The organism is Atopostipes suicloacalis DSM 15692 (assembly GCF_900129085.1).
In the GTDB taxonomy this organism is placed as follows: domain Bacteria; phylum Bacillota; class Bacilli; order Lactobacillales; family Carnobacteriaceae_A; genus Atopostipes; species Atopostipes suicloacalis.
The window spans coordinates 1-14,803 of the sequence record NZ_FQUF01000021.1; the positions used below are offsets into that span (position 1 = coordinate 1).

Consider the following 14,803-nt stretch of genomic DNA (forward strand, 5'->3'; position numbering starts at 1 on the left):
ATTTATAAGATTCTAGATGACAAAGTACCATATGACGAAAAAAGAGCACTAGGTCTGCGGCAACAGAAACTAGTACTCAATTAAGTAAATATTTTTAAAATTTTCATGATTTAATTATACCATGAGAGATGCTTTTTTGTCTCTTTTTAGCATTTTCTTTTCAAATAAAATTATATGTGCTAATGATTTCAAAAAAGTATTAGATAAAAAAATTCTCTCGTCGTCGTATTTTACTGGAAAGATTCCTGAATACGATGGAGAGAGAATTTATTAATAGAGATTAGTTTGACTACTCAGGCACGACTTTTCCTGGGTTTTTTGGTTTTTCTCGTTTTTGTTCCATTTTCATATCGTCGTTGTAACCCCAGAAATAGGTGATGAGGCAAGAAACGACTAAGGTGAGAATGGTAATCATTACGGCGTACCAGAAATTTGAATTAATTCCTGCGTCGGGATCGATGTAAGAGGGGAGGCCAATAATTGAGCCGATAATGCTCCACATATTGACTCGAAGAAGTCCTGTGAAAAATCCGCCAACTGCACTCCCAATACTCGCGGCGATAAAAGGCCTTCTAAAGCGCAAGTTTATTCCGTAAATTGCAGGTTCTGTAATTCCACAAAAGGCAGAAATCGTTCCGGCGTATCCTAATTCTTTGATTTTAGGTTTTTTAGATTTTACAGCGACACCTAAAGCGGCACCGGCTTGTCCGACGATAGAAAAACTGACGATGGCGGACAAATAACTATAGCCTAGCAAAGCAAAGTCGTTGACGTAAATGGGAATAATTCCCCAATGGAGACCAAAAATAACCAAAATTTGATAGAGTCCTGCAATAATTCCCCCAAAAATTGCTGCATTCCAGCTTAATAAAACTTGTAGACCTTCAGCTAAGCCAAGAGAAATCCACGTAATTACCGGTCCTGTAAAGAGGAAAGTAACGGCGACGACAATACTCATCACAATAATTGGTGTAAATATCGACTGGATATAAGAAGGCAGCCATTTTCTCACTCGATCTTCCAAAATTTTTACTAACCAAGCCGCTAAAATCATGGGGAAAATGGAATAAGTATAAGCCACATAAGGGAAATCCACCGGTCCCACGGATAAAATAAGTAATTCTTCCTCGGCCGCTTCGAGAATCGATGGGTACATGATCACTCCGCCAATTACCGCGGTCAAAACAGGGTTTCCCCCCAACCGTTTTGCTGCATTGTATCCTATCAAAATGGGCAGAAAATAAAAAACAGTATCCGCCATCGCATTGATGATGAGATAAGCACTGCCACTTTCCGTAATCCAACCCGAAGTTGTCCCAATCGCAAGCACACTTTTAATAATCCCAGACGCTGCCAAAATATGAATAATCGGCATCACCGCACCTGTGATCACTCCAATCACCTGATTGAACCCATAGCGCACTTTGCCCATGAAGGTTTTTTGATCCTTGAAACGCGATGGAGATTCTGCTTCTTTTTCTTCTTGTTGATTAGGAAGAAGAGCCGTGAGCTCTTTATAAATTTCATCGACTGCTTGTCCCACAATAACTTGGAATTGATTATTGGCTTCGACAATTCCCATAACCCCAGAAAGGTCTTCCAAACTTTCTTTATCTGCTTTTGAGTCATCTTTTAGGTAGAAACGTAAACGCGTAATACAATGAATCACATTATCGATATTTTCTTCTCCACCGACGAGTGCAAGAATTTCTTCAGCTAACTGTTTATAATCCGTTTCTTTCTTTGCCATCGCATTCCATTCCCTTCTATAGAAACTTTTATAAAATAAGTTTCCCATATGAAAGGGTTTTATTCTAGTAAAAGAGCTTGAGGAGTCAACACGCTTTAGTTATTGAAACAAGATAAATGTATTAAAGTAAGATTGTATACAACCTCCACTTTTTCTATGATCTAATTTTTATATTATATCTTCTTAAGGGCATGGGTATCTATTATTTACTGAATAACTCATGTAGATTTTAATGTGAAAGATTTACTAGCAAGCATTGTTTAGCGTCCTCCTTGATGGATTATAATATTATCAGTATCTAAATAACTATATTAATTTTTTAGGTTATATAACCTAAATTGCAATCTTTAAAATTCATTATCTTCCTGAATAATTCACAATTTTTCTATTAATAGTAGCTAGCTTTGATTTAACAGCTTTTTTTAGTTATCTTATCACCTATTAGGTAATAAAATAATTAACTATAAATATTGTAACTACAACGTTTATTAATTTTTTTAAAATATATGAATTATTCAGAGTATATTTTATTGACAAATATTGAAAGCGCCTATATAATATTACTACTGGTTACAACCAGTTAGGTTCTGTAAATAAGAAAGGGAGTGGAAAGCGCATTCTTTAGCCCACAACTAAAGAAATTTGTAAAACAGCCTCTTAAATTGGAGGTATGAATTGAACCTAAATTGAGTCGTATAATTAATTGTTTCTATGTAATATTAAAATAAAGGGGATTAAAATCAATGAATAATAAAAGACTTTTAAACTATAATGCTTCAGATTTTCTTACTGCTAAACCTTTAGAGTTAAAACAAGCCATTTTAGCTTCAGAAGGAAGAACTATAATGGTAGAAAATGTACCGACTGAAGGTTTGTTTCTAAATGGTGTATCTAATGCTGAGGTTGAAAGAGCTGCGGGAGCAGATATGATTATGTTTAATGCAATGGACTTATTTGATCCATATATATTAGGTGTACCTGAAGATATCCCAAATTCCGAACATTTAAAATGGATAAAAGAAGCCACTGGACGTTCTATTGGTGTAAATCTTGAACCAATAGATATGGAAGCTGATATGGCGGAAAATCGAGATGAGATTTCACTAGGTCGACATGCAACTCCTGAAACATATGAAAAAGCTAATGAATTAGGTTTTGATTTTATTACTTTAACCGGTAACCCAGGAACAGGTGTAACTAATAACACTATTTATACCGCAATAAAAGAGGCTAAAAATCATTTCAAGGGTTTAATTATTGCTGGAAAAATGCATGGGGCTGGTGTGGATGAAAAAGTAATGGATTTAAATATTGCAAAAAAATTCATAGACGAAGGAATAGACATACTCTTAGTTCCTGCACCTTACACTATTCCTCATTATCAAGAAAAAGATTTACGAGAAATAGCAGACTACGTAAGAGAATTTAATGAAGGTAAAGATATTAAAGATAAAGTATTAATTATGACTGCTAATGGTACTAGTCAAGATTCATCAGACACTGAGACGATTAAAAAAATTGGTTTAGCCTCTAAAGCAGGCGGGGCACATCTACAACATATAGGAGATTCTTTTAGTGGAATCTGTTTACCAGAAAATATATGGGCATTAGGACAAGCAATTCGTGGTTATCGTCACCAAATGATAATGTTAGCAAAATCTAATAAAAGATAAGGAGTTATAAAAAATGGAAGAAAAAGTTCAAAAAATAGCTTCAAAAATAAGTGCACAGCCTCATTTATTAGCATTGAGAGACGGTATGGCTTCAGCTTTACCTTTAATTATTATAGGATCTGTCTTTATGTTAATTGCAAATTTTCCTGCGGAAATTGTTACAAATTGGCTTGATAGTTTTGGAATAGTTGATTCTTTTAATAATGCATCTGACGCTACTTTTGGAATTGTAGGTTTAGCTGTTACTTTTACTGTTGCTTTTATGTTAGCAAAAGGTTATAAAGTAGACTCTCTATCAGCTGGATTAATATCAACAGCATCTTATGTACTGGTAACGCCTTTAGTTACGAGTGAAGCCGGATCAGGTTTTCCAACACAATATTTAGGCACAGCTGGAATGTTTGTAGGAATTATTGTAGCTTTGGTTTCTACTGAGATTTTTAGATTATTAGTCCAACAAGAAATAACTATTAAAATGCCAGATACTGTACCACCGAATGTTAGTCGTGCTTTTAGTGCAATTATTCCAGGCTTCGCTGTTATTTTTATATGGACTGCAACGCTGATGCTTTTAAATAGTTTAGGTGTGGATAACATTCATCAATTGGTTGCGGATTTAATTGCAACTCCATTAAGTAAAGTCACTGGGACCCTTCCAGGAATTATTGTAGTAATTCTTTTACAATGTTTCTTCTGGTTTTTTGGAATTCACGGTGCTCAAATTACAGGACCAATTATTGAACCATTACTTTTTGCAGCTTCTGATCAAAATAGAGTTGCTTTACAAGCAGGCAAAGAATTACCAAACATCATTACTTATGAATTTTTATATAACTTTGTTTTTCCAGGAGGTGCGGGAGCTATAATTGCTCTAGCAATTTTATTATTTATTGCTTCGAGAAGTGAAGCTAATAAAACACTTGGAAAATTATCTATAGTTCCAGTGTCTTTTCAGATAGCAGAACCAGTAATTTTTGGGTTTCCTACAGTATTAAATCCTAGTATTGTTATCCCTTTTGTAGCTGCGCCTGTAATAAATGCAATTATAATCTATTTTGCAATGGATTTGGGTTGGGTTGCAAAACCAATAGGAGCGGTTGTACCGTGGACAACACCGCCTGTTATTGCTGGGTTTTTAGCAACAGGTGGTCGAATTAGTGGAGCCGTTATGAATATCATTACCATTATGATAAGTATGGCGATATACTATCCTTTCTTCAGAGCAGATGATAAGTTAAAATTAAATCAAGAAATGTCAGAACATTAAAAATTTGTTCCTATAAACTATATACAAGATCATTTTTAAGATTTATTTTATTGTAAATCAGTAAATAATGAGGAAGAGAGTAATTAAAACAAGATAAATCTAATTTTTGAAGAGTTAGAATTGGATGGCCTGGAATTTATATCATCCAACATTTAAATAACCACGAAACTTATTTATTGAGAGAATAGAATAAGTTTCGTGGTTTTTCTGTATATATCTATTTGATATATAGTTTATTTTGTAAACAAAACAGAATCTAGATGGAAAAAAGGTAAGCGATGAATAGGTGGATAACCTTAATTATCCGTAAAACGTTTCAATATAATTTTTAATATGGACGAAATTAAATGATTATAAGGAGTGATCATGTGAAGTACTGCGAAAATTGTGGAGCATGGATAGATTATACTTAGTTGGACAGAAAAGATAAGGTGTGTATAAAAATATACAGGAAGAATTTATTATGTCCACACGTCGTAAGCGTCGAACTTTTAGAGAAGACTTTAAAAAATAAATCATCGATTTATACAAATTTGGTTAATCCAGAAAAGAAAATATAGTGGATTACAATTTGATGCCTTCGGCCTTTGATAAATGGACTCGTCAATATAGTTAATCCGGTTCTTTTAAAGAGAAAGATAACCTAACATCTGAGCAAAAAGAATTACATGAATTACGAAAAGAAAATACACAGCTTAAAATGGAAAACGATATTTTAAAGTAAGCAGCCAAAATCATGGGGAAAATGGAATAATTATAAGCTACATAAGGGAAATCTAACGGGGCGATTGATAAAATAAGTTTCCCATATGAAAGGGTTTTATTCTAGTAAAAGAGCTTGAGGAGAGGGACAGGAGATTAAGATTAATTAATGTTTTTAGATAAAAAATCGGGGTTTTTGTTTTTTAATTGTTAATGAAAACGATGCTTCTTTCTGATATGCTTTAATTATTAAATTAGCAACAGGATATGGAATCGTTAAGAAAATAGGAATATATTGTAGACAAACATTAAAAAATTAATAGAATAGAGGATATAAAATGGATGATTATTCTTTTCTTCATAACGGAGAGATGTATGATCCGAATATTGAAGAATTAATGGATGAACAACAAGAATACAAGATGAGACTTTTTAAATTTAACCAAACAGAACCTATTGAAAAGAATAAACGAAAAAAACTGTTAGAAGAAATGTTTGCAGAATTTGGCGAAAATTCGTATATAGAACCTCCTTTAAATGCAAACTGGGGTGGGAAGTTTGTACATATTGGGAAAAATGTTTATGCGAACTTTAATCTTACGCTTGTGGATGATACTCACATTTATATTGGGGACTATGTAATGATGGGTCCTAATGTTGTGATTATCAGTGGTAACCATCCCACTTCTATAGCCCTTCGAAAAAAAGGATTGCAGTATAATCAATCGGTCAAAATTGGTGATAATGTATGGATAGGTACGGGGACTCAAATTTTACCTGGGGTTGAAATAGGTGAAAATAGTGTAATAGGAGCCGGCAGTGTGGTCACAAAGAGTATTCCTGCGAATGTTGTAGCTGCAGGCGTTCCATGTAAGGTTATTCGTGAAGTGGAAGATTAAGTGAGATAAAAATAATATCATCCTAATAAAATACATTAGAATGATATTATTTTTATCTATTTTTATTGTGTTTAGCGGACCAAATGAGCTTAAAATATACTTTCTTCAAAGCCAAAACAATAATAAAGGCTGGTAAACTAGCGAGAAAGAAGATAAATATAAATGGCCAATGAAGAATTAGATTATAATGTAAAACAAGAAATAAAATAATTAATAAAGATCGTAGAGGACTTGAAAAAGAAAGTAGCAAACTATTTTCAATTTTTTTAAATGTAGTTAAATTAAAATTAGTATAAAAGACAAAGAAATAAAGAATTGTTATGGTGACAATAGAGACAAGAAGAATAAATAATGGGCAAACAATTTTAAAAATTAAAGTGTTAGAACTAAAAAGTACTATTAGACGGTAATCTATCCAAAAAAACAAAACCATAGCATATAATAAGATCATCCATTTATTTATTACTCGCCATTGTTTTTTATATATTTTAATAAAGTGCTTTGTGAGTGGGACTTCGTTATTCTTCCAAGATACTTCTTTTAATGTTTCAAATAAACTTATAGTAGCAGGGCCAATCCCAGCTACTATAAGACCTAGTAAGCAACCGACCAACCATAGAATGTTAAGGTAAAATAATCTAGTGACCCACTGAAATATATCCATTAAAAAATTGTTTTTTTCTTCAGCTGAATGTTTCATAAAGCGGTTTACCTCCTTTTAAAATTATAGTATCAAAAAAGATCCTGGAATGCATGCTTTATTTTTAATGGATAAAATCATGTGTTTTTTTATACAGTAAATAAAAAAATAGAAAACCTTATAGTCAAGCGGTTTCCAATGTTAAAAAAACAGAAAATTATTGAATTTTGAATATCAAAAAATGAGTTAAAATAAAAATAGTGTTGACAAATAAATAAGGATATTATATATTACCCATATAGAAAGCGCTTTACTAACCGTAGAAGGAGTGATGTGGATGAAGGCTACAATCTATGATATTGCTGAATTATCGGGTTATTCTATATCCACGGTATCAAAAGTTATAAATAACAATCCGAATGTTAGTGATAAAGCTAAAACAAAAGTATTAGATGCTATTAATCAATTAGCTTATCTACCAAGCTCTTCAGCAAGAGCTTTAGCTACAAATAAATCACAAATGATAGGGGTGGTATTTACTGAAGATTTAGGGGTAGGGTTAGCTCATCCGTTTTTTGGTCCTGTGATTGAATCGTTTAGAAAATTTGTAGATTTATATAATTATGATCTTCTCTTTGTTTCAAGAAATATAAAAGAAGAAAAAGACTATGTTAATCAATTAATACGACGTGGTGTTGATGGAATTATTGTTTTTAGCACAGATACAGAAAAATCAAGCACTTCTGTTTATCAAAACTTTAAAATACCAACAGTATTTATTGATATGAATTTTGAAAATAGTAATGTGGTGTATAGTGATAATCTCCAAGGTGTTCGCTTAGCTGTTGACCACTTAGTATCTTTAGGACATAAAAAGATTGCTCATATCCATGGCGAAAGAGAAATATTTACATCCGAAGAAAGAATCAAAGGATTTAATTTAGCAATGAATGAACATAACTTAAATCTACCTGAAGAATATATTGAAAATGGAGGTTATTATTCAATTGAAGGCGGAAGAACAGCAATGATGAAGTTATTAAAGTTGGACGATCAACCAACTGCTGTATTCGTATCAGGAGATAAGATGGCGATAGGAGCAATCCAAGCAATTAAAGAGGTTGGAAAATCAGTCCCAGAAGATTATTCAATTATAGGCTATGATGATATAGAAATTGTTCAATATATAGAACCAGCACTCACAACAATAGCTCAAGATAAAGAGTCCATTGGAAGACAAGCAGGTAAAATGTTAGTAGACAATATTCAAAATGAGAATGTTCCATATTCCACTAAGATTATACCTGTTCGATTAATTAAGAGAGAATCAGTAGCTAGACCAAAGGGAGTAGTAAAAAGGTTAGAAATATAATCAATATTAAATAAAAGTAAAGCGCTTTACTTTAACGTTTATGAAAGCGCTTAAAAAGGAGAAGTTATACTATGAAATATTTAAAAAATGGGTTTAAATTAGCCTCTATAGCAAGTCTAAGTTTATTATTAGGAGCATGTGGAGAAGATAAACCTGATTTAACTATTATGTCCTTTACAGATGAACTCCAAAGACCAATTGATAAATTTGAAGAATTACATGATGTCAATGTTGAATTGCAAATTATTCCTAATGAAAGCTACAGAGAAACCTTGCAACCTATCCTAGAAAGCGGAGAAGGAGCACCTGATGTTTTTACAGGTGAAATTGTGTTTATGCAACAATGGTTAGACGCAAATTACTGGGAAGATCTTTCAAGTGATCCTTACAACGTAGACGAATGGTCTGATGATTATGTAGATTATGTTTGGGATTTAGGCAAAGACAGTGATGGCAATGTTCGTGCAGTTTCATGGCAAGTTACTCCTGGTGGAATTTACTACCGCAGAAGCATTGCAGAAGAAGTTTTAGGCACAGATGATCCTAAAGAAGTGGGAGATATGATGTCTACCATGGAAGGGTTAATGGATGTTGGAGCTAAAATGAGTGAAGCTGGTTATGCACTATTCCCAGACGAAGGATCCATTTCTAAATTTACATCGGCATTTGGTGCAAACGAAGAACCATGGTTTGATGAAGAAACAATGGAATTAAATATGAATGAACAAAGACTTTCATACTTTGATTATGCAAAAGAGCTAAGAGATAATCAATATTCTGCTTTAGCTCCTGCTTGGTCACCAGCTTGGTATCAATCTTTTGATGGACCTATTCCTTATAACTTAGGGTGGGATGAATTAGAAGACGCTGAAGGCGAATCTACGATTGAAGTCTTTGGAGTTGCCTTACCAACATGGGCTTTAGATGCTGTTTTCAAGCAAGAAGCTAGTGAAAATGCCGGAGATTGGGCAGTTACTAATGGGCCTACTTCTTATTTTGAAGGAGGTACTTGGTTAGGAGTCTATGAAGGTTCTGAAAACAAAGATCTAGCCTTTGAATTTGTCAAAATGATGACTCATGATGAAGAATTCTTGACAGAATGGGTAGATGAAACTGGTGATGTTTTAAGCTATAGTCCTGTCACAGATAAAGTAAAAGAAGACATTTCAGATGATTTCTTAGGTGGCCAAAATCATTATGAGTTTTTCTTAGATGAAGCTGACACAATTGATGCTTCAACTGTTACGCCATATGATCAACAATTAAACGACTTATTTGGTACACAAGTTGGACTATATGTAGACGGTGAAATTACTAAAGAAGAAGGAATTCAGGCGTTTTATGATGAAGTGAATAATAGCTTCCCAGAGATAATTACACCAGATAATTAAAGATTCTAAAATCAAATCTGGGGTTTTCTAGCAGAATTAGCCCCAGATTTCTTTTTATATTTAATCAAAGAAGGGAGAAACCTATGTTAAGACAGAGAAAGTTACAGCCATATGCTTTTATAGCACCATTCCTTATTGTTTTTTTAATTTTTAATATTTATCCAATCTTTCTGACTTTTTATTTTAGTCTAACAAATTATAGTGGAATGGGAGGAATAGATAATGCTACTTTTATAGGTTTGGATAATTACAGACGTTTAATTACTGATGGATATTTTTATAAATCCATACTTAATACAATTATTATTTGGGTGGGAGGATTTGCTGTTCAATTATTAATTGCTTTAGGTCTTGCTTTAGTTTTTTCAGATATTCAATTAAAACTAAAAGGCCTTGGGTTCTTTAGGACACTATTCTATCTACCAAATATTGTTACTGTTGCATCTGTATCTATTTTATTCAGTCTGATTTTAGATTGGAACTATGGTTCATTAAATCAATTGCTTATGCAGATAGGAATTTTAAATCAGCCAATTAATTGGTTAAATAATCCTGCTTATGCACAAGGATCTGTGTCTGTAATTAATACATGGATGTGGTTTGGTCAAACCTTTATTATTTTATATGCAGGAATCGCTGGTATAGATAATGATTTACTTGAAGCATCATTCATAGATGGAGCAAATTGGTGGCAACGGTTCAGATACATTACATTGCCACAGATTAAACCAATTATGTTATATGTGATGATTACTTCTTTAATTGGTGGCTTACAGATGTTCGAATTGCCTCAATTATTAACGGATGGAACTGGCTCACCTCAAGGATCCTTAAGAACAATAGTCTTGTATTTATATAATCAATCCTTTTTATATAATAACTTTGGATACGGTTCAACAATTGCATATGGATTATTCTTTATCACAGTTATTTTCTCGATTATTATATTTAAAACAATGTATGCTGATCAAGTAAAGGAAGGTGAAAGACGATGAGCGCTAGAGATAAAACTATCTCTGATGATGCAATCTCATTATCAGAGAAGGGACATAGACAAGTTATTCAAGTAAATATTGTTCGCCTAGTTATTTACGTTTTATTAGGTCTATTAGCGATTGTCAGTTTAATACCGTTTGCGATGATGATTATAAATGCAACAAGAACAAATGGCGAAATACTACAAGGGTTCACTTTAATTCCAAGTAACGCTTTAATGGAAAATTATGATATTTTAATTAGCTATGTGGATGTATGGAGAGGTTTTTTAAATAGTCTTATGATTGCTGTGCTGGTAACTTTATTAAATTCATACTTTAGTGCATTAACTGCGTTTGCTTTCTGGGCCTATAATTTTAAAGGAAAAACTTTCATTTTTGGTTTTTCTTTGTTGCTGATGATGGTGCCAGGACAATTAAGTATGTTAGGTCAATATGAGCTGGCAAGTAACTTAGGAATACTCAATACTTATTGGCCACTAATATTACCTGCTATTGCTGCTCCTTTTACTGTATTTTTCTTTAGACAATATCTATATACTTCAATGCCTTATTCTATTGTTGAAGCAGCTAGAATTGATGGTGCGAGAGATTTACTTATTTTCCATCGAATAGTCTTACCTGTTTTAAAACCAGCTATTGCTACACAAGGAATCTTTACTTTTATTGGATCATGGAATAATTATATGGGACCGTTAATTATGATTCGTACTCCAAGTAAATTCACCTTGCCAGTTATGATGGGTGCACTTAGTGGCTCACCTGTTGCTAATAACCTTGGAGCTATGTATCTAGGAATTGCAATTTCTGTTGTTCCTATTATGATTGCATTCATGTTCTTTTCTAAAAATATTATTAGTAGCATTTCTAGTGGAGCAGTCAAATAATTTTATTTTAATGTATTTAAATATAAAGAGGTGGTGTAATCTTTGTTTGAGTTAAATGAGAAAGACAGCTTTATAATAGAAGATTTTCAAAATTCGAAATCATTTGCAAGTTTTCTTCCTGGAATAGTAGGTGAAAAAGGAATCCCTATATGGGCTTTTTATATTAATCGTGGTCAGGCTATTAGTAGTTTTGGTATCGAAAATAAAGATTCGGCAATAAGTGAGTTTTATCCAGCAGATAAAGCATATCAATATACGCCTTACCAGTCCTTTCGAACTTTTATTAAATATAAAAGCAAAGAAAAAGTTTCTTTGCTTGAACCTTTTTCTAAACATTTGGAAAAAGAAACGATTAAAGAAAAAATGATCATTCATAAAAATTCTATTGAACTAGTCTATTGGAATGAAAAATATGGGATTGAATTTTCTGTTCTTTATTATATTCTTCCAGAGTCACCTGTTGGCGCACTTGTTCGTGAAGTAAAAATAATTAATAAAAATAAAGAACCTATAAATATTGAATTAGCGGATGGTATTGCTTCTATATTTCCGGTAGGTATATCGAATATTGCCTATAAAGATATTGGGAATACTTTAAAAAGCTGGTTCGATGTAGAACACAACAATGAGTTATATAACTTCTATTTCTTACGAGGATCTACTGAAGACACAGAACATGTCGTAGAAATCAATGAGGGAAATTTTTATGCTTCTTTAGTAGTTGATTCTGATGGAGAAAAAATTGGAGATATTATCTATGACCGAGAAATTATTTTTGGAAATGATGAGTCATTAACTGTGCCTAAATCATTTTTAGAACATTCTGTATTGGAGTTATTAAATAAAGAACAACATGGAACGAATAAAGTTTCTAGTGGTTTTACATTATGGGATGGAACGATTAAAAGCCAAGAAGAGATAAAATTATATACATTAATCGGAAATGGTACGTCAAGAGAGATTGTAAAAAATTATTTAGAAACGAATTTTAGCGAAGAGATTTTTAACAAAAAATCTTACCAAGCACATATGCTCGCTGAAGAGCTAGTAGAAGATGTAAAAACAAAAACTGGAAGAGTAAACTTTGACGGGTATGTTTCTCAAATGTATTTTGATAATGGTTTACGTGGAGGATTTCCAAAAACATACAGTTATGATGAAAAGAAAAAGACTTATTATATGTATTCTAGAAAACATGGAGATTTAGAAAGAGATTATAACTTTTTTTCTACGTCACCTACTTATTATTCACAAGGAAATGGGAATTATCGTGATATTAATCAAAATCGAAGAATGGATGTTGTTATCCATCCAGAAGTAGAAGATTATAATATTTCTCATTTTATTAATTTAATTCAATTAGATGGTTATAATCCTTTAGAGATTAACAAAGTAACCTACAACTTTAAAGAAAATCTAGTAATTATAAAAGAGTTTATAAAAACAACAAAAGATTGTAAAAAAGTGGAACAGTTTTTTTTGAAGGAATTTGAGCCTGGTAGCTTATTAGACTTTATCCTAACAGAAAATATAGAACTTTCTGTTTCGTTTGATGAATTTTTAGGTGTGGTTTTAAATAATAGTGAAGAAAATTTAAATTCTAACTTTAGTGAAGGATATTGGATTGACCATTGGACATATAATCTTGATTTAATAGATAGCTATTTAGAGGTCTATCCTGATAGAATCAAAGAATTATTTTTTGAAAAGCATTATAAATTTTATAATAACGAAGCTTATGTTAAACCAAGAGCTGAAAAATACCAATATAAAGAAGGAAAATTAGGACAATATGATGCTTTAACTCCTGCAAATATAAAGACGGGCGAGAGTAAGTGGATAAAGACAAATGAGGGAGATCTCCTTCAAGTAAACTTGTTTTCTAAATTATTATTATTAGCTGCAATAAAAACAGCAACCATAGCGCCATATGGTTATGGTATTCAAATGGAAGCGGGGCGACCGGGTTGGAATGATGCTCTAAATGGTCTTCCTGGATTATTTGGCTCAAGTACTTCTGAACTGTACGAACTTAAACGTTTATTACGGCTATTGAATGCTCAAGAAATAGAAGAACAAGACCTTGTTGCAGTGCCTACGGAAGCCCACTATTTCATTGAAAAATTATGTAACACTATAAAGGAATATTTTAATCTTTCTATGGATAAAGACCAACTAGTAAATTATTGGGATAAAGCGTCTACTGAACTAGAAGTATATAGAGAAACAATTTATAAAGAATTATCAAGTGAAACTTCTCAATTTAATAAAGATGAAGTAACCAATATTTTAAATCTGTTACAAAAAGTAGTTGATTATTCCATTCAAGAGGTAGAGAAGACAGGAAATAATGACATTGTTCCTACTTATTTTTATTTTGAAATTGAGCAGGATAAGGAAAACTATCAAATTAAAGCTATTGATGTAGCACCGTTTTTAGAAGGTAACGTTAAAAAGATGAAGCTCTCTCAATCATTAGAGGAATCAAAACAGCTATACAGAGATATACGTAACTCTGAAATATTTGATGAAAAATTAAAGATGTATAAAACAAGTGTGTCAACAATCAATGAACCACAAGAACTAGGAAGAATCCGTTCTTTTACACGTGGTTGGTTAGAAAACGAGTCCGTATTTTTGCATATGGAGTATAAATATTTACTCGAAATTTTAAAAGCAGGTCTGTATGAAGAGTTTTATGAAGATATTGAAACAATGCTGATTCCTTTCTTGGATCCAAAAATATATGGAAGAAATATTTTAGAGAATTCTACGTTTATAGCAAGTAGTGCAAATCCAGATCCTTTAACGCATGGAAGAGGATATGTCGCAAGATTAAGTGGCTCTACTGTTGAATTTTTAAATATTTGGAAAGAGATGTTTATTGGTTCCGGTCCATATAAGTATGATTCGAATAAAAATGAATTGATCTTCTTTTTATCTCCTAGATTAAAACATGAGTTTTTTGATGAGGAAGGAAATATCCAATTTAAATTATTTAGTCAAATAGAGGTTACCTATAAGAACCCAATGAAATCTAATACATTTGGAATAAATGGCGTTTCACCTAAGAAGTTTATTGTCACTTATAATAATGGGAACCGAAAAATTATAAAAAACCATGAGATTCAAGGCCAGATAGCTAAAGATATTCGAGATTTATTCGTTCGTTCTATTGAAGTAGAGTTAGCTTAAGAAATATGTTGAAATCCTATAATTATTTAAGG

At 32.2% G+C, this 14,803-nt stretch carries 10 protein-coding genes and 1 pseudogene; 9 read left to right on the forward strand and 2 right to left on the reverse strand.

What is annotated here, in order from left to right; all coding sequences use genetic code 11:
• Positions 1-289: 289 nt before the first annotated feature.
• Positions 290-1,750 carry a PTS transporter subunit EIIC gene (locus BUB96_RS07060; RefSeq protein WP_073298178.1) on the reverse strand — a complete coding sequence of 487 codons (1,461 nt, stop codon included), beginning with the start codon at positions 1,748-1,750 and terminating at the stop codon, positions 290-292.
• A 743-nt stretch (positions 1,751-2,493) separates the two neighbouring features.
• On the opposite strand from BUB96_RS07060, the gene BUB96_RS07065 reads away from it, so the two are divergent.
• The 4 genes and pseudogenes from BUB96_RS07065 (at position 2,494) to BUB96_RS07075 (ending at position 6,291) form a co-directional block, all read left to right on the forward strand.
• The gene (locus tag BUB96_RS07065) at positions 2,494-3,423 is read left to right on the forward strand and encodes a DUF7916 family protein (RefSeq protein WP_073298179.1); all 930 of its coding nucleotides are present in this window, start codon (positions 2,494-2,496) and stop codon (positions 3,421-3,423) included.
• 13 nt (positions 3,424-3,436) lie between these two features.
• Entirely contained in the window at positions 3,437-4,690 is a 1,254-nt protein-coding gene (locus tag BUB96_RS07070; RefSeq protein ID WP_073298180.1) for a PTS sugar transporter subunit IIC, read from the forward strand.
• Between the two features lie 514 nt (positions 4,691-5,204).
• Positions 5,205-5,411 (forward strand): annotated as a pseudogene (locus tag BUB96_RS10575) (transposase); the annotation flags it as partial.
• Between the two features lie 319 nt (positions 5,412-5,730).
• Complete coding sequence (locus BUB96_RS07075) at positions 5,731-6,291, forward strand: sugar O-acetyltransferase (RefSeq protein WP_073298181.1); 561 nt, start codon at positions 5,731-5,733, stop codon at positions 6,289-6,291.
• A gap of 52 nt (positions 6,292-6,343) precedes the next feature.
• Here the strand turns inward: BUB96_RS07075 and BUB96_RS07080 are convergent, their stop codons facing one another.
• Positions 6,344-6,991 carry a YesL family protein gene (locus BUB96_RS07080; protein WP_073298182.1) on the reverse strand — a complete coding sequence of 216 codons (648 nt, stop codon included), beginning with the start codon at positions 6,989-6,991 and terminating at the stop codon, positions 6,344-6,346.
• A 277-nt stretch (positions 6,992-7,268) separates the two neighbouring features.
• Here BUB96_RS07080 and BUB96_RS07085 point away from each other — a divergent pair, with 277 nt between their 5' ends.
• The 5 genes from BUB96_RS07085 (at position 7,269) to BUB96_RS07105 (ending at position 14,771) form a co-directional block, all read left to right on the forward strand.
• Positions 7,269-8,303, forward strand: coding sequence for a LacI family DNA-binding transcriptional regulator (locus BUB96_RS07085; protein ID WP_073298183.1), 1,035 nt, complete (start codon positions 7,269-7,271; stop codon positions 8,301-8,303).
• Positions 8,304-8,374: 71 nt separating this feature from the next.
• On the forward strand, positions 8,375-9,694 hold the full coding sequence (locus BUB96_RS07090; protein WP_073298184.1) for an ABC transporter substrate-binding protein: 1,320 nt from the start codon (positions 8,375-8,377) through the stop codon (positions 9,692-9,694).
• A gap of 83 nt (positions 9,695-9,777) precedes the next feature.
• Positions 9,778-10,689, forward strand: coding sequence for a carbohydrate ABC transporter permease (locus BUB96_RS07095; RefSeq protein ID WP_073298185.1), 912 nt, complete (start codon positions 9,778-9,780; stop codon positions 10,687-10,689).
• Positions 10,686-11,576 (forward strand): carbohydrate ABC transporter permease, encoded by an 891-nt coding sequence (locus tag BUB96_RS07100; RefSeq protein WP_084136985.1) that lies wholly within the window; start codon positions 10,686-10,688, stop codon positions 11,574-11,576. Before BUB96_RS07095 ends, BUB96_RS07100 begins: the two co-directional genes overlap by 4 nt.
• Before the next feature lie 42 nt (positions 11,577-11,618).
• Entirely contained in the window at positions 11,619-14,771 is a 3,153-nt protein-coding gene (locus tag BUB96_RS07105) for a hypothetical protein (protein ID WP_073298186.1), read from the forward strand.
• The last annotated feature ends 32 nt before the right edge of the window (positions 14,772-14,803 follow it).

Excerpts from the sequence above, each read along its gene's own strand:
- BUB96_RS07060 (WP_073298178.1), bottom strand. The coding sequence starts at position 1,750 with ATGGCAAAGAAAGAAACGGATTATAAACAGTTAGCTGAAGAAATTCTT.
- BUB96_RS07065 (WP_073298179.1), top strand. The coding sequence starts at position 2,494 with ATGAATAATAAAAGACTTTTAAACTATAATGCTTCAGATTTTCTTACT.
- BUB96_RS07070 (WP_073298180.1), top strand. The coding sequence starts at position 3,437 with ATGGAAGAAAAAGTTCAAAAAATAGCTTCAAAAATAAGTGCACAGCCT.
- BUB96_RS07075 (WP_073298181.1), top strand. The coding sequence starts at position 5,731 with ATGGATGATTATTCTTTTCTTCATAACGGAGAGATGTATGATCCGAAT.
- BUB96_RS07080 (WP_073298182.1), bottom strand. The coding sequence starts at position 6,991 with ATGAAACATTCAGCTGAAGAAAAAAACAATTTTTTAATGGATATATTT.
- BUB96_RS07085 (WP_073298183.1), top strand. The coding sequence starts at position 7,269 with ATGAAGGCTACAATCTATGATATTGCTGAATTATCGGGTTATTCTATA.
- BUB96_RS07090 (WP_073298184.1), top strand. The coding sequence starts at position 8,375 with ATGAAATATTTAAAAAATGGGTTTAAATTAGCCTCTATAGCAAGTCTA.
- BUB96_RS07095 (WP_073298185.1), top strand. The coding sequence starts at position 9,778 with ATGTTAAGACAGAGAAAGTTACAGCCATATGCTTTTATAGCACCATTC.
- BUB96_RS07100 (WP_084136985.1), top strand. The coding sequence starts at position 10,686 with ATGAGCGCTAGAGATAAAACTATCTCTGATGATGCAATCTCATTATCA.